The sequence below is a fragment of the Kitasatospora sp. NPDC024654 genome, assembly GCF_055559155.1.
Map to the genome: position 1 here is coordinate 70,795 of NZ_JBVHLF010000015.1, position 17,421 is coordinate 88,215.

The 17,421-nt window shown below is 71.9% G+C and carries 16 protein-coding genes and 1 pseudogene; 7 read left to right on the top strand and 10 right to left on the bottom strand.

The window, feature by feature from the left end; all coding sequences use genetic code 11:
- Positions 1 to 83 precede the first annotated feature (83 nt).
- A complete protein-coding gene (locus ACZ38L_RS12265) occupies positions 84 to 1,295 on the top strand; it encodes a pyridoxal phosphate-dependent aminotransferase (RefSeq protein WP_465691907.1) in 1,212 nt (403 codons plus the stop codon).
- Between the two features lie 238 nt (positions 1,296 to 1,533).
- The gene (locus ACZ38L_RS12270) at positions 1,534 to 4,080 is read left to right on the top strand and encodes a terpene synthase family protein (RefSeq protein ID WP_465691909.1); all 2,547 of its coding nucleotides are present in this window, start codon (positions 1,534 to 1,536) and stop codon (positions 4,078 to 4,080) included.
- 96 nt (positions 4,081 to 4,176) lie between these two features.
- Here the strand turns inward: ACZ38L_RS12270 and ACZ38L_RS12275 are convergent, their stop codons facing one another.
- The 3 genes from ACZ38L_RS12275 to ACZ38L_RS12285 all read right to left on the bottom strand — a co-directional run bounded on the left by ACZ38L_RS12275 (position 4,177) and on the right by ACZ38L_RS12285 (position 5,509).
- On the bottom strand, positions 4,177 to 4,452 hold the full coding sequence (locus ACZ38L_RS12275) for a hypothetical protein (protein ID WP_465691911.1): 276 nt from the start codon (positions 4,450 to 4,452) through the stop codon (positions 4,177 to 4,179).
- Positions 4,453 to 4,527: 75 nt separating this feature from the next.
- On the bottom strand, positions 4,528 to 4,863 hold the full coding sequence (locus tag ACZ38L_RS12280; protein ID WP_396561338.1) for a YnfA family protein: 336 nt from the start codon (positions 4,861 to 4,863) through the stop codon (positions 4,528 to 4,530).
- Positions 4,864 to 4,900: 37 nt separating this feature from the next.
- Complete coding sequence (locus tag ACZ38L_RS12285) at positions 4,901 to 5,509, bottom strand: TetR/AcrR family transcriptional regulator (protein WP_465691913.1); 609 nt, start codon at positions 5,507 to 5,509, stop codon at positions 4,901 to 4,903.
- Between the two features lie 130 nt (positions 5,510 to 5,639).
- Here ACZ38L_RS12285 and ACZ38L_RS12290 point away from each other — a divergent pair, with 130 nt between their 5' ends.
- Positions 5,640 to 6,128: a peroxiredoxin gene (locus tag ACZ38L_RS12290; RefSeq protein ID WP_465691915.1), complete on the top strand. Its 489-nt coding sequence runs from the start codon at positions 5,640 to 5,642 to the stop codon at positions 6,126 to 6,128.
- A 42-nt stretch (positions 6,129 to 6,170) separates the two neighbouring features.
- Here the strand turns inward: ACZ38L_RS12290 and ACZ38L_RS12295 are convergent, their stop codons facing one another.
- The 4 genes from ACZ38L_RS12295 to ACZ38L_RS12310 form a co-directional block, all read right to left on the bottom strand.
- Entirely contained in the window at positions 6,171 to 6,815 is a 645-nt protein-coding gene (locus tag ACZ38L_RS12295; protein WP_465691917.1) for an MBL fold metallo-hydrolase, read from the bottom strand.
- Positions 6,815 to 7,900 (bottom strand): S-(hydroxymethyl)mycothiol dehydrogenase, encoded by a 1,086-nt coding sequence (locus tag ACZ38L_RS12300; protein WP_465691919.1) that lies wholly within the window; start codon positions 7,898 to 7,900, stop codon positions 6,815 to 6,817. Before ACZ38L_RS12300 ends, ACZ38L_RS12295 begins: the two co-directional genes overlap by 1 nt.
- 160 nt (positions 7,901 to 8,060) lie before the next feature.
- Complete coding sequence (locus tag ACZ38L_RS12305; RefSeq protein WP_465691921.1) at positions 8,061 to 9,731, bottom strand: purple acid phosphatase family protein; 1,671 nt, start codon at positions 9,729 to 9,731, stop codon at positions 8,061 to 8,063.
- Positions 9,732 to 9,842: 111 nt separating this feature from the next.
- Positions 9,843 to 10,250: a (2Fe-2S) ferredoxin domain-containing protein gene (locus ACZ38L_RS12310; RefSeq protein WP_465691923.1), complete on the bottom strand. Its 408-nt coding sequence runs from the start codon at positions 10,248 to 10,250 to the stop codon at positions 9,843 to 9,845.
- 89 nt (positions 10,251 to 10,339) lie between these two features.
- On the opposite strand from ACZ38L_RS12310, the gene ACZ38L_RS12315 reads away from it, so the two are divergent.
- Positions 10,340 to 10,699, top strand: a complete 360-nt coding sequence (locus ACZ38L_RS12315; RefSeq protein ID WP_396561352.1) for an ArsR/SmtB family transcription factor — start codon at positions 10,340 to 10,342, stop codon at positions 10,697 to 10,699.
- A 1-nt stretch (position 10,700) separates the two neighbouring features.
- Here the strand turns inward: ACZ38L_RS12315 and ACZ38L_RS12320 are convergent, their stop codons facing one another.
- Positions 10,701 to 12,356: an FAD-binding dehydrogenase gene (locus ACZ38L_RS12320; protein WP_465691925.1), complete on the bottom strand. Its 1,656-nt coding sequence runs from the start codon at positions 12,354 to 12,356 to the stop codon at positions 10,701 to 10,703.
- Between the two features lie 181 nt (positions 12,357 to 12,537).
- Entirely contained in the window at positions 12,538 to 13,248 is a 711-nt protein-coding gene (locus ACZ38L_RS12325; protein WP_465691927.1) for an SDR family oxidoreductase, read from the bottom strand.
- A gap of 101 nt (positions 13,249 to 13,349) precedes the next feature.
- Between ACZ38L_RS12325 and ACZ38L_RS12330 the strand changes: the two genes are divergently transcribed.
- From ACZ38L_RS12330 to ACZ38L_RS12340, 3 genes and pseudogenes are all read left to right on the top strand, one after another.
- The gene (locus tag ACZ38L_RS12330) at positions 13,350 to 14,180 is read left to right on the top strand and encodes a helix-turn-helix transcriptional regulator (protein ID WP_465691929.1); all 831 of its coding nucleotides are present in this window, start codon (positions 13,350 to 13,352) and stop codon (positions 14,178 to 14,180) included.
- A gap of 303 nt (positions 14,181 to 14,483) precedes the next feature.
- Positions 14,484 to 14,828 (top strand): annotated as a pseudogene (locus tag ACZ38L_RS12335) (hypothetical protein); the annotation flags it as partial.
- Positions 14,829 to 15,173: 345 nt separating this feature from the next.
- Positions 15,174 to 16,127, top strand: coding sequence for an SGNH/GDSL hydrolase family protein (locus ACZ38L_RS12340; protein ID WP_465691931.1), 954 nt, complete (start codon positions 15,174 to 15,176; stop codon positions 16,125 to 16,127).
- A gap of 49 nt (positions 16,128 to 16,176) precedes the next feature.
- Here ACZ38L_RS12340 and nicT read toward each other — a convergent pair whose 3' ends face one another.
- Positions 16,177 to 17,346, bottom strand: a complete 1,170-nt coding sequence (gene nicT / locus ACZ38L_RS12345; RefSeq protein ID WP_465691933.1) for a Nickel transporter NicT — start codon at positions 17,344 to 17,346, stop codon at positions 16,177 to 16,179.
- Positions 17,347 to 17,421 lie beyond the last annotated feature (75 nt).

Sequence of the window (17,421 nt, forward strand, 5' to 3'; positions counted from 1 at the left end):
GCATAGCCAAAAGGTTGGACTTTCCAAGCGCTTACTTGGTAGAACAAAGCACCAGCGTGGGTGAGGGTCGGGAGGCCGCAGCAATGGAGTATCGCCAGTCCAGCAAGCTCTCGGGCGTCTGCTACGAGATCCGCGGTCCGGTGGTCGACCAGGCGAACGCCCTGGAGGAGGCCGGCCACAGCGTGCTGCGACTGAACACCGGCAACCCGGCCGCCTTCGGCTTCGAGGCGCCCGCCGAGATCCTGCAGGACGTCATCCGCCATCTCCCCCAGGCGCACGGCTACAGCGACTCGCGCGGGATCATGCCCGCCCGCCGGGCCGTGGTGCAGTACTACCAGCAGCGCGGGGTACCCGGGGTCGGCGTCAACGACGTCTACCTCGGCAACGGCGTCTCCGAGCTGATCCCGATGGCCGTGCAGGCCCTGGTGGACGACGGTGACGAGGTGCTGGTGCCCGCCCCGGACTACCCGCTTTGGACGGCGGTGGTCCGGTTCGCCGGGGGCAAGCCGGTGCACTACCTCTGCGACGAGGAGGCCGAGTGGTACCCGGACCTGGCCGACATCGCCGCCAAGATCAACCACCGGACCAAGGCCATCGTCGTCATCAACCCCAACAACCCGACCGGCGCGGTCTACCCGAAGGAGCTGCTGGAGGGGATCCTGGACCTGGCCCGCCGACACGGTCTGGTGGTGTTCGCGGACGAGATCTACGACAAGATCCTCTACGACGGCACCGAGCACCACTGCCTGGCCGCGCTCTCCGACGACGTGCTGACCCTCACCTTCAACGGGCTCTCCAAGTCCTACCGGGTGGCCGGGTTCCGCAGCGGCTGGCTGGTGGTGTCCGGTCCGAAGGAGCACGCCAGGGACTACCTGGAGGGGCTCACCATGCTGGCCGGGATGCGGCTCTGCCCGAACGTCCCGGCGCAGTACGCGGTCCAGGCGGCGCTCGGCGGGCACCAGTCCATCCACGACCTCACCCTGCCGAACGGCCGGCTGACCGAGCAGCGCGACGTCGCCTGGCGGGCGCTGAACGAGCTGCCGGGGGTCAGCTGCGTCAAGCCGAAGGGCGCGCTGTACGCGTTCGCCAAGCTGGATCCGGCGGTGCACGAGATCCACGACGACGAGCGGTTCGTGCTGGACCTGCTGCTCCGCGAGAAGATCCACATCGTCCAGGGCACCGGCTTCAACTGGCCGCGCCCGGACCACTTCCGCTTCGTCACGCTGCCCCGGGCGGACGACCTGGAGACCGCGATCAGCCGGATCGGCCGCTTCCTGACCACCTACCGGCAGTAGTCCTAGCCGGTCCTCCCCCGGCGCGCAGGCATTCGGTGGATCTTCGCTCGAAAGATCCCGTGCAGCCCCGGCCGCACGCCGGGCCCGCGCTGCCACACGCGGCTGTACGTCCCGGAGCCTCCTGCCGAGACTGGGCAGGGCCGGTCGCACGGCCCGGGTCCGCACCCGGGCCGTGCGCGCCACCGGTCCGGGTGCCGCGCCGACGGTCACCCGCGAGCGACCACGCTGGGGGGCCACAGTGACCACAGGACCTTCGACGCCTTCGAAAGCTTCGACCGCACAACCCTTCGAACTGCCCGAGTTCTACCTGCCGCACCCGGCGCGCCTCAACCCGCACCTGGAGAGCGCCCGGACGCACACCAGGACGTGGGCCCGCGCGATGGGCATGCTGGAGGGCTCCGGCGTCTGGGACACCCACGACCTGGAGTCGCACGACTACGCCCTGCTCTGCGCCTACACCCACCCCGACACGGACGCGGCCGAGCTCGCCCTGGTGACCGACTGGTACGTCTGGGTGTTCTTCTTCGACGACCACTTCCTGGAGACCTTCAAACGCAGCCAGGACCGCGCCGGCGGCAAGGCCTACCTGGACCGGCTGGCCGCGTTCATGCCGATGGACCTCGCCGACGGCTTTCCCGAACCGACCAACCCGGTGGAGGCCGGCCTCGCCGACCTCTGGGCCCGGACGGTCCCCAGCATGTCGCTGGACTGGCGGGCCCGGTTCCGTGAGAGCACCGAGCACCTGCTCAACGAGTCGCTCTGGGAGCTGTCCAACATCAACGCCGGCCGGATCCCCAACCCGGTCGAGTACATCGAGATGCGCCGCAAGGTCGGCGGCGCGCCCTGGTCCGCCGGGCTGGTCGAGCACGCCGTGGGCGCCGAGGTCCCCGCGGTGGTCGCCGGCAGCCGTCCGCTGCGGGTCCTCCGGGACACCTTCGCGGACGGCGTGCACCTGCGCAACGACCTCTTCTCCTACCAGCGGGAGACCGAGGAGGAGGGCGAACTCAGCAACGGCGTACTGGTGCTGGAGACCTTCCTCGGCTACACCACGCAGCGGGCCGCCGACGCGGTCAACGAGATCCTGACCTCCCGGCTGCGCCAGTTCGAGAACACCGTGGTGACCGAACTCCCCCCGCTGTTCGCCGAGTTCGGCCTCGATCCGAAGGCCTGCGCGGACGTGCTGGCATACGTCAAGGGGCTGCAGGACTGGCAGTCCGGTGGCCACGAATGGCACATGCGCTCCAGCCGCTACATGAACGGTCAACCGGGCGCGGGAGCCCGCGGGGCCGACTCCGCGTTCGGTGGACTCGCCCTGCTCCCGGGCGGGTTGGGGGCCTCGGCGGCCAACCTGGTGCGCTCGCTCGGTCTGGCCTCGCCCGGCGGGCCGCGCAACTTCACCCACGTCCCCTACCAGCAGGTGGGCCCGCTCCCGCTGCCCGACTTCTACCTGCCGTTCACGCCCCGGCTCAGCCCGCACCTGGAGTCCTCGCGGCGCCATGTCCGCGGCTGGGCCAGGGAGACGGGCCTGCTGGACGAGCAGCCCGGCGACCTCAGCTCCGGCGTCTGGACCGAGGAGCAGCTCATCCAGTACGACCTGCCGCTCTGCGCGGCCGGCATCGACCCGGACGCCACCCCCGACAAGCTCGCCCTGACCAGCGACTGGCTGGTCTGGGGCACCTACGGCGACGACTACCTCGTCCGCGCCTTCGGCTACTCACGCGACCTGACCGGTGCGCGGCTCTGCGTGGAGCGGCTCGCCGCGCAGATGCCGCTCGACGCGCGGCCCGGCGACCCCCAGGCGGCCACGGCCGCCACGGCGTTGGAACGCGGCCTGGCCGACCTCTGGGCCCGCACGGCCGGTGCGATGACACCGCGTGCCCGGCAGCAGTTCCGCGCCTCGGTCGAGGACATGACGGCCAGCTGGCTCTGGGAACTCGCCAACCAGGCCCAGCACCGGATCCCCGACCCGGTCGACTACATCGAGATGCGCCGCAAGACCTTCGGCTCCGACCTCACCATGAGTCTGTGCCGGATCGCCCGGGCGAACGCGGTGCCGGAGGAGGTGTTCCGGGCCGGCCCGATGGTCGCGCTGGAGAACTCCGCCGCGGACTACGCCTGCCTTCTCAACGACATGTTCTCGTTCCAGAAGGAGATCCAGTTCGAGGGCGAGCTGCACAACGCCGTGCTGGTGGTGCAGTCCTTCCTGAACTGCGACATCCCGCAGGCGGCGGCCGTCGTCAACGATCTGATGACGTCCCGGATGCGACAGTTCCAGCACATCGCGGCGCACGAACTCCCGCAGCTCCTGGAGGACTTCGACCTCGACCCGGCCGCCCGCGCGGCCGTCGGGAACTACGTGTCGGACTTGCAGGACTGGCTGTCCGGCATCTACGTCTGGCACCGCGACTGCCTGCGGTACGGCGAGGCCTACCTGGAGCACCAGCCCTCGCCGCGGTTCCGCCCGCCCGGCCGGGTCCCGGCCGGGCCGGTGGGCGGCGCGCTCACCGCCTCCGGACCGTTCTCGGACCTGGCGGCGCCGCCCGGCGCGGCCTCCGTCGCGGGTGCGCTCATCGGCGCGGCCGCCGCCGCGTTCCCCGGCTCGCCCTCATCCTCGGGCGGCAGCCCGGCCGGCACCCAGCCCCCGGGCGGCCCGGCCACCCTCGCGGGCACCACGCGGCCGGTCCCCCCGGCCCCGATCGGCGGCCCGACCGGCCTGGGCACCTCGGCCGCCCGGCTCGCCGACCTCCTCGTCCCCCAGCCCCGCACCCTGACCTCCGCCCCCTGACCCGCCCGCCCCACGCCCACGCGGACCGCGTGCCCCACCCGGGGCCCGCGGTCCGCCCGTGCCCCCACCACCGACCGCTCCCGCCACCCCACCCCCTCACCGCGCACGCAGCGCGGCCTCGCAGTCTCGGCAGCGGCGCGTGCGCTGCGAGGGCGGGTACCAGGGGTCACCAGGTGCGGCGGGGGCGTACGGCTCCCGCTCCAGCGGCCCGGTGTCGATGCCGCAGAAGGTCAGCGGTCCGGGGTCCTCCGGCACCTCCGGATCCGCCGGGGCGGCATGCACCCACCGGATCCGCGCCCCCACGTCGACCTCGCCGCCGCTGAGCACCTCGGTACTCGGCTCCAACTCCATCAGCACGATCACACCGCTCATGCCTCGACCCTGCGCCACCGCACCGCCAACCGCATCCCAGCACCCCACCACCGCCGGCGCCAGGGGCACCCACCCCTACCGCCCCCGCGGCCCGTACATGATCACCGCCACCCCCGCCAGGCAGATCACCGCGCCGATCACGTCGTACCGGCTCGGGCGGAAGCCGTCGACCAGCACGCCCCACAGCAGCGAGCCGGCCACGAACACGCCGCCGTAGGCGGCCAGTACCCGGCCGAAGTGGCTGTCGGGCTGGAGGGTCGCCACGAAACCGTAGGCGCCGAGGGCCACCACGCCCACGCCGATCCACGCCCAGCCCCGGTGTTCGCGGACGCCCTGCCAGACCAGCCAGGCACCCCCGATCTCCAACAGGGCGGCGAGCACGAAGAGCAGGGCGGAACGCGTCACGGTCATGACCGGCGAGCTTACGACCCCGGCCCGGCTCCAGGCGCTAACCGGCCCCGAGCAGTTTCCGCACCGCGCGTTCCAGAGTCGCGGCCACCGGCGTCGGGGCGCCCAGCGCGGCGCCGACCATCGCGCCGTCGCGCAGCAGCACCAGCTCGTCGGCGCGCTGCTCGGCCGCCTCCACCGGCAGGCCGGTCACGGCGAGCAGGCGCGCCAGCAGGCCGCGGAACCACTGCCGGTGCGCGGCGATGGCGAGGGTCACCGGGTGGTCGGCCTCCGGGTACTCGGCCGCGGCGTTGATGAACGGGCAGCCTCGGAAGCCCGGCCCACACATCTCCTCGGCCAGCCGGGCGACCAGCGCCGGCAGCACCTGTTCCGCCGTCAGCCGGGCCAGCACGGTGGCCGCCTCGGCACGCACCCGGGCGTCCCACTCCTCGACGTACGAGCGGACCAGGTCCTCCTTGCCCGGGAAGTGCCGGTAGAAGGTGGCCCGGGTGACGCCGGCCTCGGTGATGATCCGGTCCACGCCCACGGCGTGGATCCCCTCGGCGTAGAACAGCCGGGTGGCGGCCGCGAGTACGCGCTCGCGGGCCGCGGACCGGCGAGGGACGGGCGGGGCGTCGGCGGAAGCGCTGGCGGCGGCAGACGTACTCACGTCCCCGACCGTACTGCACGAGCGCCCGGCCCCGACCGTGGTGCTGGCGCCGGCACCGCCGCCGGGCTACGATTCGGCACATCGGAAGAACGAACGTTCTATCCATTACAGCCCACGAAGGGTTCCCCCGATGGCCAAGTCCCCCGAGGTCGGCTCGCCCGCCCCCGACTTCACCCTCCCCGGCCTCATCCTCGACGGCGACAGCGAGGGCGGCACCGCCGACCGCCGCGACTACCGGCTCGCCGACGCGGCCGGTGCCCCGCTCGTGCTGGTCTTCTACCCGGGCGACGACACCGCCGTCTGCACCAAGCAGCTCTGCTCGTACACCTCCGACCTGGACCGCTTCAAGGGCCTCGGTGCCACGGTCTGGGGCATCAGCCCGCAGGACCTCGACAGCCACGAGCGCTTCGCGCGCAAGCACCGGCTCGGCTTCCCGCTGCTCGCCGACACCGAGCGCACGGTCACCAAGGCCTACGGCATCGCGGTACCCGGCCTGGGTCTGCGCCGCTCGGTCTTCATCCTCGACGCCGACGGCACGGTCCGCTGGAAGCACGTCGCGCTGGCCGGCCTGACCTTCCAGCACAGCGACACCCTCACCACCCAACTCGCCGCGCTGTGAACCCAGGGCCCGGGCGGACCGCACCGCCCGGGCCCCGCCACCTCAGTGCCCGCGGGCGATCCAGTCCGGCAGGTCCGGAGCCTCCGCGCCGATCGTGGTGGTTTCACCGTGCCCGGTGTACACCACGGTCTCCGGCGGCAGGTCGAGCAGCCGCTCGCGGATCGAGCGGATGATGGTCGGGAAGTCCGAGAACGACCGCCCGGTCGCCCCCGGCCCGCCCTTGAACAGGGTGTCCCCGGTGAACACCGCGTCCAGCGCCGGCACGTACAGGCTGACGCTGCCGGGGCTGTGCCCGGGGGTGTGCCGGACGTGCAGGTAGATCCCGCCGACGACGAGTCGCTGACCGTCCCTCAGGTCCTCGTCGGGGCTGTCGCCCGGGTGGGCCTGCTTCCACAGCGGCAGGTCGTCCGGGTGCAGCAGGATCGGCGCGCCGGTGAGCGCGGCCAGCGCCGGCGCGCCGTTCACGTGGTCGTTGTGGGCGTGCGTGCAGACGATCGCCAGCAGCCGCCGGTCGCCGACCGCCGTCGCGATGGCCTCGGCGTCGTGCGCGGGGTCGATCACCACGGCCTCGCGGTCGTTGGCGATGATCCAGACGTTGTTCTCCACCTCCCAGCTGCCGCCGTCCAGGGTGAAGGTGCCGGCGGTGACCAGGCGTTCGATCTCCGGCTCGGGAGGCATGACCTGCATCAGAACACCACCACCGAACGCAGCACGTCGCCGCCGTGCATCCGGTCGAAGGCCTGCTCGACCTCGTCCAGGGCGATCGTCTCGGTGACGAAGGCGTCCAGGTCGAGGCGGCCCTGGAGGTAGAGGTCGATCAGCATCGGGAAGTCGCGCGAGGGCAGGCAGTCGCCGTACCAGGAGGACTTCAGCGCGCCACCGCGGCCGAAGACGTCCAGCAGCGGCAGCTCCAGGGTCATCTCGGGGGTCGGCACGCCCACCAGCACCACCGTGCCGGCCAGGTCACGGGCGTAGAAGGCCTGCTTGTAGGTCTCCGGGCGGCCGACCGCCTCGATCACCACGTCGGCGCCGTGACCACCGGTCAGCGCCCTGACCTCCTCGACCGGGTCGCTCTTCGAGGAGTCCACCGTGTGGGTGGCCCCGAGCGCGCTCGCCCGGTTCAGCTTCCGCGGGTCGACGTCCACCGCGATGATCTTCGCCGCGCCGGCGAGGCGGGCGCCCAGCACGGCCGCGTTGCCCACGCCACCGCAGCCGATCACCGCGACGCTGTCGCCCCGCCCGACCCCGCCGGTGTTGACGGCGGCGCCGAGGCCGGCCATCACCCCGCAGCCCAGCAGGCCGGCCGCAGCCGGCGAGGCGGCCGGGTCGACCTTGGTGCACTGCCCGGCGGCGACCAGGGTCTTCTCCGCGAAGGCACCGATGCCCAGCGCCGGCGAGAGCTTGGTGCCGTCCAACAGGGTCATCGACTGCTTGGCGTTGTGGGTGGCGAAGCAGTACTGCGGCCGGCCGCGCCGACAGGCCCGGCACTGCCCGCAGACCGCACGCCAGTTGAGGATCACGAAGTCGCCCGGGGCGACCTCGGTGACGCCCTCGCCGACGCTCTCCACCAGACCGGCCGCCTCGTGGCCGAGCAGGAACGGGAAGTCGTCGTTGATCCCGCCCTCCCGGTAGTGCAGGTCGGTGTGGCAGACGCCGCAGGCCTGGACCTTGACCACCGCCTCACCCGGTCCCGGATCGGGCACCACGATCGTCTCCACCCGCACCGGCTCGCCCTTGCCCGGTGCGATGACTCCCCTGACCTGCTGTGACATCCGGTGGTGCCCTTTCTGCGACCTCTGTGAGGAGCCGAACGGCCCCCCGGGAAGATTCTCTCCCGAGGGACCGCCCATGACGCCCGTCCGTCAGCGGGCGTCGGTCATCGGCCGGATCACCAGGGCGCCAGCCCCGGACCACCAGCGCGTCGGCGCGGGCTCACCAGCCCCAGCCGCCGCCCTCGCCGTCGTCGTCCGAGCCGCTGTCCCAGCCCTCGCCCACCGTGCGCACGATGGTGTAGTGGTCGATCCGTTGCCCGGTCTCGGTCAGCGCGGTGACCTTCATCGAGGACTGCTGGCCCAGCCGCGCCGGGGTGACGTCGACCTTGATGAACGAGTAGCCCAGGTAGCGGACCCGGGACCACTCGACCGTCTCGGCGACCCTGGTCTGACCCCTGGCGTTGTAGAAGGTCTGGATCTCGTCGACCCGGTCCTCGTGGCCCTCGTAGCTCTGCGGCGCGCCGAAGGAGTAGAGGCTGCGGCCGGCGGCGCCCGCGGTCACGTAGACCACGCCGTCCTTCGCCGGCTCCAGGGTGGCGCCGCTCGGGACCGCCCTGGAGACCTTGTTGCCGAGGATCGCGTCGGTCCGCTCGTAGACGTGGTTGTGACCGTTGATCACCAGGTCCACCCGGTACTTCTCGAACAGCGGCACCCAGGCCTCGCGCACCCCGCCCTCGGAGGCGTGGGCGGTGGTGGTCGAGAAGGCGCAGTGGTGGAAGAAGACCACCACGAAGTCGACGGTCTCGTCGCCGCGGAGGTCCTTGAGGGTGCGTTCCAGCCACTTGGTCTGGCGGCCCGCGGTGAGGCCCAGGTTGGCCGGGATCTCGTACGAGACGTCGTTGGCGTCCAGCGAGACGACGCCGACGTTGCCGTAGCGGAAGGCGTAGACGCCGGGGGCCTTGCGCGGCTCCGGGCCGTTGCCCGGCAGGAACCAGCGGCTGTCCTCGCCGCCGTAGCCGTTGTGCGAGTACCAGGCCTCCATGTCGTGGTTGCCGTAGGCGACCATCCACGGGATCTTCGAGGCGATCGGCTCGGTCTGGACCAGGAACGCGTCCCAGGTCTTCGCGTTGTAGTCGACCTTGTCGGCGTCCAGGCCCTGGCCGTCCGGGTCGGCGTAGCAGATGTCGCCGGCGTGCAGGTGGAAGGCGGGCTGCTGGGCCAGGATCACGTTGTCGTTGTTGGCGGCGTGAACGCTGACGCCCTGGTCGCCGAAGGCGGTGAAGGTGAACGGCTGGTAGACCCTGCCCCAGCGGTGGTCGCGCGAGGGCGCGGTGCGGAAGGTGCCGAGCGAGGAGATGGCCTGCTGGCGCGTCGGGTCGAAGCCCTGGTGGCCCACGCCGTAGTAGTACGTGGTGTCGGGCTCCAGGTCCTCCAGCGCCGCGTGCACGTAGTACTGGTCCAGCGGGGTCTGACCCGGGACCAGCGCCGGCGTGTGCAGCGAGCGGATCTCCGCCTGGACCTCGCACTCCAGGTCCCACGGGGTGCGGCCGTAGCGCACGAAGGGCGTCTTCACCGGCACCGGCACCTGCCAGGAGATCCGGAACTCGCTCTCCGGCTCGGCGCCGAACTGAAGGTGACGGCCGACCGGGACGACCCGCGAGCCGTCCACGGCCGAGGAGGCCCGGTCGGTGACCAGGGTCGGCCCGGCGGCGGACGCGGCGTACGCCGTACCGCTGTTGATCGCCCCGCCCACCGCCAGGGCGCCGACGGTGATCGCACCGGCGCGCAGCGCCTTCCGCCGGGAGAACCGGCTGCGCAGGTACTCATGCTGCTCGGCCATGCTCATCCGGGCGGCGAGTCGCTCGGGCACGCCCATGTTCGGGATATCCATGGCGCCGACCCAATCAGCAGCCGGTGGCGAACGACAAGACCACCGTGGTGAACGGCCGGGTACGCGTCGGTGACGCTCCCTCCCCCGGCCAGCCGACACCTTGACGATCCGTCACCCCGACAGGCCCTCGCGCACCCGCCGGGAGACCGTGAACTCCTGGAGGTCCAGGGTGCCCGGCGGCTCCGCCAGCCCCGGGCCGCCGGCCCGGACCCAGTCGGCGATCTCCTCGACCATGTCGTCCTGCAGCACCCAGCCCAGCCAGACCGGCCGCCCGCCGGCCCGGCGCCCCTCGGCCGACGGACTGACCACCACCACGTTGGAGTGGGCGCAGGCGTCCAGGCAGGGCACCGCGCGCACCCGGCCGTCGCCGCCGACCCGCTCCTTCAGCCGGGCCAGCTGCCCGGTGTGGTCGACGCCCGGGTGCTTGGCCTCCGTGCCGCAGCAGCAGCCCCGGCAGACCGTCACCGTGCAGGGCGAGTCCTGCGGAGTGGGTAGGTCACGGCTGCTGCGGCGGCTCATCGGCGTCTCCTCGGACACGGGCGACCGCCACCGGGCGTTGCCTGCTCGGCGGCGGTCGTTCATCAGCTCAACACACGTAGGATGCCGCCATGGGCCATGGAGTCGCGACCACCGAAGAGAACGCCGTGCCTCGGATGCGCCTGGACGCGGCCAACGTCGCACGGGTGGCGAGCACCCTGCAGGCCCTGGCGACCCCGTCCCGGCTGCTGATCCTGGCCGAGCTGCGGGAGGGACCGCGGGCCGCCACCGAGCTGGCCGGCGCGGTGGGGATGGAGCAGTCGGCCTGCTCCCACCAGCTGCGCCTGCTGCGCAACCTCGGCCTGGTGGTCGGTGAGCGACGCGGCCGGTCGGTGGTCTACTCGCTGCACGACAACCACGTGGCCCAGCTGCTCGACCAGGCGGTCTACCACGTGGAGCACCTCCGCCTCGGCCTGCCGGACCGACCCTAGTTCAGGCGGTGGCCAGCGCCGCCGCCCGGCCCGCCGTGCGGCCCGAGAACAGGCAGCCGCCGAGGAAGGTGCCCTCCAGCGAGCGGTAGCCGTGCATCCCACCGCCGCCGAAACCTGCCGCCTCCCCCGCCGCGTAGACGCCCGCCAGCACCCCGCCGTCCGGGCGCAGCACCCGCGCCGAGAGGTCGGTCTCCAGCCCGCCCAGCGACTTGCGGGTCAGGATGTTCAGCCGCACCGCGATCAGCGGCCCGGCCTCGGGGTCGAGCAGCCGGTGCGGGGTGGCGGTGCGGATCAGCCGGTCACCCAGGTAGCGGCGGGCCCCGTGGATCGCCGTCACCTGCAGGTCCTTGCTGAACGGATTGGCCAGCTCGCGGTCGCGCGCCTCGATCTCGCGGCGCACCGCCGCCTCGTCGAGCAGCGCCTGCCCGGTCCGGGCGTTCATCCCGCGGACCAGCGCCGACAGCTCGCGGGCGACCACGAAGTCCGCGCCGTACCGCTTGAACGCCTCGACCGGGGCCGGGGCACCGGGCAGCGCCCGGCCCAGTACGTCGCGGACGCTGCGGCCGGTCAGGTCGGGGTTCTGCTCGGAGCCGGAGAGCGCGAACTCCTTCTCGATGATCTTCTGGGTGAGCACGAACCAGGTGTGGTCGTACCCGGTGGTCATGATGTGTTCGAGGGTGCCCAGGGTGTCGAAGCCGGGAAAGAGCGGCACCGGCAGCCGCCGCCCGCGGGCGTCCAGCCAGAGCGAGGAAGGGCCGGGCAGGATCCGGATGCCGTGCCGGGCCCAGATCGGGTTCCAGTTCTCGATGCCCTCGGTGTAGTGCCACATCCGGTCGCCGTTGACCAGGTGGGCACCGGCCCGCTCGGCGACTCCGAGCATCAGCCCGTCCACGTGCGCGGGGACCCCGGAGAGCAGCCGCTCGGGCGGCGCGCCGAGCCGGGCCGGCCAGGCCTTGCGGACCAGTTCGTGGTTGCCGCCGATGCCGCCGGAGGTGACGATCACCGCCTGCGCCCGCAGTTCGAAGGCGCCGGCCACCTCGCGTGAGGACGCGGTGCCGCGCTCGGCCCCGCTGGGCACCAGCACCTCGCCGGAGACGGTGTCCGTCAACCCGGCGGTGGCGGCCAGCCCGGTGACCCGGTGCCGGAACCGCAGCTCGACCAGCCCCTTGGCGGCGGCCGCGCGGACCCGATGGGCGAACGGCTCGACCAGGCCCGGGCCGGTCCCCCAGGTGATGTGGAAGCGCGGCACCGAGTTGCCCGGCCCGCTGGCCAGCGACCCGCCGCGCTCGGCCCAGCCGACCGCCGGGAAGAGCCGCACGCCCAGCGCGCGCAGCCAGGCGCGCTTCTCACCGGCCGCGAACTCGACGTAGGCGCGGGCCCACTGGCTCGGCCAGTGGTCCTCGGTGCGGTCGAAGCCGGCCGTGCCCTGCCAGTCCTGCCAGGCGAGTTCGCACGAGTCACGGATCCGCAACCGGCGCTGCTCGGGCGAGTCGACCAGGAACAGGCCACCGAACGACCAGTGCGCCTGCCCGCCCAACGAGGCGGCCGGCTCCTGGTCCAGCAGGATCACCCGCCGTCCCGCCTCGGCCAGTTCAACCGTGGCCGCCAGCCCGGCGAGCCCCGCCCCGATCACGATCACGTCGGCATCGAGCGCCATGCGCCAATCCTCCAGAGCCACCCCGACAGTGGGGTCGATACTGCGTCCCACGCCACCCGCCGTCAACTGGGGGTTGACGGTCGGGCACGGGCGGTGGCGGGCGGTCGGCCTTCACGGGCGCCGACCGGGCCGAGACCCCGCGACGGCGGCCGGCGGCGGGGCCGACATATCCATCGGATCGCTACCAGGGCAGCGGGCCTTCGGCGTCGAAGTAGCCTCCGGTGGGGCCGGCCGGGTCCACCTGGGCCATCCGCACGATGATCTCGGCACCCTCCTCGACGGTCTGCGTGCCCGAGTTCCCGTTGAGGTCCGTCGCGGTGTAGCCGGGCTCCACCGCGTTGATCCGCATGGTCGGGAACGCCTTCGCGTACTGCACGGTGAGCATGTTGACCGCGGTCTTCGACGCCGGGTAGGCGACGCCCGGGTAGGCGTACGCCAGTGTGTCCGGGGTGGTGACCCAGGTCAGCGAGCCCAGGCCGCTGCTGACGTTGACCACGACAGGCGCGGCCGAACGCCGCAGCAGCGGGAGGAACGCGTGGGTGACGCGCACCATGCCGAAGACGTTCGTCTCGAACGTCCTGCGCATCACGTCGGCGGTCAGGCCCGCGGCGCCGATCACGACGTTGTCGTCACCCCGCTCCGCTTCGATGCCCGCGTTGTTGATCAGCACGTCCAGCCCGCCGTCGGCCTCGACGGTCTTCACCGCGGCCGCCACTGACGCGTCGTCGGTGACGTCGAGCTGGACGACCCGCGCCCCAAGCCGCTCGGCGGCCCGGCGGCCACGCTCGACGTCCCGGCTTCCGACGTAGACGGTGTGACCCGCGGCGATGAGTCGGCGGGCGGTCTCGAAGCCGAGACCCTTGTTCGCTCCAGTGATCAGTGTCGTTGTCATGCCTCCACGATGCGGCGGAGTCACGCGGTCAGCCAGGCGTCCGGTCTTCCTGGGACTGTCAGTACCAGGAAGAGCGGAGCGGGGCGGTGCAGAGTGGTGTCATGGCGAGCAAGGAGTTCGGGCACACGGTGCGGCGCTGGCGCGACCGGGTCTCCCCGGAGGCGGCCGGGCTACCCGTCGGCGGCCATCGGCGCGTCCCCGGACTGCGCCGCGAGGAGCTCGCCCTGCTGGCCGGGATCTCGGTCGACTACGTCACCCGCCTCGAACAGGGCCGGGCGACCAGCCCGTCGGAACAGGTCGTCGAGGCCCTGGGCCGGGCCCTGCGCTTGTCCGGAGCCGAGCGCGAGCATCTGTTCAACGTCGCCGGGCTCGTGCCACCGGGCCAGGGCACCGTGCCCGCCTACATCACGCCGAGCGTCCAGCGGATGCTGGACAGGCTGACCGGGACGCCCGTCGCGGTCTTCGACGCGGCGTGGACGTTGCTGCTGGCCAACCCGCCGTACACGGCGTTGATGGGTGAGCAGCGCGGCAACGAGCGCAACGCGGTGTGGCGCAACTTCCTCCGCTCGGGCAGCCGCGTCCGCCACACCCCGCAGTCCCAACGCGCCCTCGACATCGCGCAGGTCAGCGGGCTACGCGCGACGGCGAGCCGGTATCCGGCGGACCAGCGGCTGCGACGTCTGGTCGCGGAACTGCGCGCGAACAGCAGCCGGTTCGCCGAGCTGTGGGATTCCGGAGCCGTGGGCCGGCACGACGCGGCGCGCAAGACCGTCGACCACCCGCAGGTGGGCGCCCTGACACTGGACTGCGACGTGCTCAGCGTCGCGGGCGGCGACCTGCGCATCGTGGTCTACACGGCCGAGCCCGGCACCGAGGACGCCGAACGGCTCGCACTCCTCGCCGTCCTCGGCACCCAGGCACTGGTCGAATAGCCGCCCCACGCGGGCGGACACCGACGTCACCGGGTCGTGGTGGGCCGCGAGCCGGTGGGGCACGAGGTCTTCCAAGTGAAAGAACTGGGGAAAAGAACCTCCCGCCCACTCTCCCGGCAAGGGGTTCACCCGCGCGGGTGACTTTGGCCGGACGGTCCGTCAGCTGGAGGTACGCTCGGCCACACGACCCCATGAACGCGGACAGCCCCCGGGCGGGACTTGCACTCCCGACCGAGGGCCTGACCATGACGAGGAAGCCAGAACCTTCCAGAGTCTAACGCGCCCTGCGCGCCCACGTCCGGCGTGATCCACCTCCGGACCCGTCTCACCTCCCACTTCACCGTGATCTCCAACCGCCTTGCCCAGCGCGGCGGAAGCGCGATCGCGCTCGGGGTGGCGACGTACGTCCTCTCCCTCCCCGACGGCGCGCCGGTCAGCATCGCGGCGCTTTGCGCGCACTTCAGCGAGGGCGAGATCCTGATCGCCCGCGCGCTGCGGGAGTTGGAGGCCGCCGGCTACCTGGAGCGGCGTCGCGAGCGGATCGCGGGCGGGAGGATCTGCACCCGGACGTACGCCCATGATGTGCCGAGCGGGGGGCCGGGGCCGGAGAGGCGGAGGGTCGGGCGGACTCCGCCAGCGGGTCGGCCGCACACCACGACGGCCATCCCCGTGCCGCTCCAGAACTGCCCGGGCTGCGAACGGGCGTTCCGGTCACCCACGGCCGGCCGGTGCCGTGACTACCGGACTCGCAATCTGCCGGCGACCGGGTGATTCGGGGCAGAGCGGGCGGAGCGAATTTCGCTACACGGTGACGTGGAATTAAAAACGCTTCACGCCGGAGCGAAATTCGAAATCACCCGAAGGGGAACGGCGAGAAATTCGCCCACTGTTTCCATAGACGCGTACGAAACCTGACGGTAACTTACCAACCAGTAGCAGTAGCCGCGGCTCGGCATCCCCACCCGTTCCCGTTTCTCTCCCCCAGGAGGAACCGTGTTCAGCCCTGCCCGGAAGTCCGCCCGTCAACTCGCCACCGTCCTCGGCAGCTTCGCGCTGGCCGGCTCGCTGGTCGCACTCGCCACCCCGGCCTCCGCCGCCGCGCCCGCCGCCGGCTACGGCAACTACGTCGCGCTCGGCGACTCGTACGCCGCCGGTGCCGGCGTGCCCGACCAGTCGGACGGGCTCTGCCTTCGTTCGGACCACAACTACGGACATCTGGTGGCGGCCGCGCTCAATTCCTCCTCGTACACGGATGTCACCTGCTCAGCGGCCAAGATCAAGGACATCACCGGGTCGCAGTACGACGCCATCATCAAGGTCAACGACCCACAGATCAACGCGGTGAACGCCGGCACCGGCCTGGTCACCCTCGGCATCGGCGGCAACGACCTCGGCACCTCCGACCTGGGCATCGGCGACGTCATCGCGACCTGCATCGCGGGCGCGGTGGTCAACCCGTCCGGCACGCCGTGCCGCGACGTCTACGAGCACGGCCACTGGGTCTGGAACTGGAGCACGCTCTCCTGGTCCTGGCAGTACAGCGACGACGACACCCTGGTCGACCGGATCAACGCGGCGGCTCCCCAACTCGCCTCCGTGCTCCAGCAGATCCACGCCAAGGCGCCCAACGCCAAGGTGCTGCTGGTCGGTTACCCGTCCGTGCTGCCCGCGGACGCCTCGACCTGCGCGGGCAAGCAGCCAGTCACCGTCGGGGACGTTGCCTACCTGCACGGCATCCTGGACGAGTTGAACGCCATGCTGGCCAGCACCGCCGCCGCCAACGGCGCGACCTACGTGGACACCGCCACCCCGACCCAGGGCCACGACGTCTGCTCCGACGACCGCTGGATCGAGGGCGCGCTGCCCGAGCAGCCCGCCGTACCGTTCCACCCGAACGCGACCGGCGAGCAGGTGATGGCGAACGCCGTCCTGGCCGCGCTCAAGTAATCGATGGAGAAGCGGAGTCGACGCTCGGCGGCCGGAAGACCGCCGAGCCTCAGTCGACTTCGGCGCAGGCCGAGGCCGGAGCGGGAGTCGCAGCCGCAGCCGCGGCCGGCGCGTCCTCCCGGATCCCCGCCGACCACTTCTGCTCGACCTTGCCGAACTTCCAGAACGCCAGCGCGCCGACCCAGGTGAGCACGAAGAGCCCGACGATCGCGTACCCGACCAGGTTGAGGTCGAGCGAGCCGATCCAGCCGATCGGGCCACTGGTGATGTCGTACTGGTCGGCGAGCAGCCCGATCAGCTCGATCGCGCCGATCACCAGCGCGACCAGCACGGAGAGCCCGGTCACCGTGAGGTTGTAGTAGATCTTCCGGACCGGCTTGGAGAACGCCCACTCGTAGGCGAAGTTCATGAACGAGCCGTCGATGGTGTCCAGCAGGCTCATCCCGGCCGCGAACAGCACCGGCAGCACCAGCAGCGCGTACCAGGGCAGCGCGAAGGCCGCCGCACCGCCGGCCAGCACCAACAGCGAGACCTCGGTCGCGGTGTCGAAGCCCAGCCCGAACAGCAGGCCGACCAGGTACATGTGCCAGGGCTTGCTGACCGCCCGGGTGGCCCGGCCCAGGATCCGGTTGAGCAGGCCGCGCTTGTCGAGCTGACGCTCCAGCTCGGCCTCGTCGAAGTGGCCGCCGCGCATCTTCCGGAAGACCTTCAGGATCCCATTGAAGGCACCCAGGTTGACCAGGCCGATCAGCAGCAGGAAGCCGCCGGAGACGCTGGTTCCGATCAGGTTGGTGGTCTTGTGCAGCGCGGAGTCGTCGGCCTCGACCGCGCCGGCCAGCGAGCGGATGCCGAAGGCGAGCAGCGCGCAGAGGCCGAAGACGATGGACGAGTGGCCGAGCGAGAACCAGAAACCGACCGAGAGCGGCCGCTTGCCCTGGCCCATCAGCTTGCGGGTGGTGTTGTCGATGGCCGCTATGTGGTCGGCGTCGAAGGCGTGCCGCATGCCGAGGGTGTAGGCGGTCAGGCCCATCCCGGCACCGAAGACCTGGTCGCCCATCCGGTAGTGCTCGGGCGCGATGACGGCCAGCAGGGTGAACCAGCCGATCACGTGCAGCGCCAGGATGAAGCCGCCCATGCCGGCCAGCCGGATCCACTCGTCACGGGTGAGTCTGGCGGTCCATCGGGACCGGGCGGCGGGAGCCGCGGACGCGCTGCTCATGGGCGGCGACCTCTTTCGGGCGTACGGGGGCGGCGCGACCGGGCCATCCTTCCCTCCGCCAAGTCGAATTGCAAA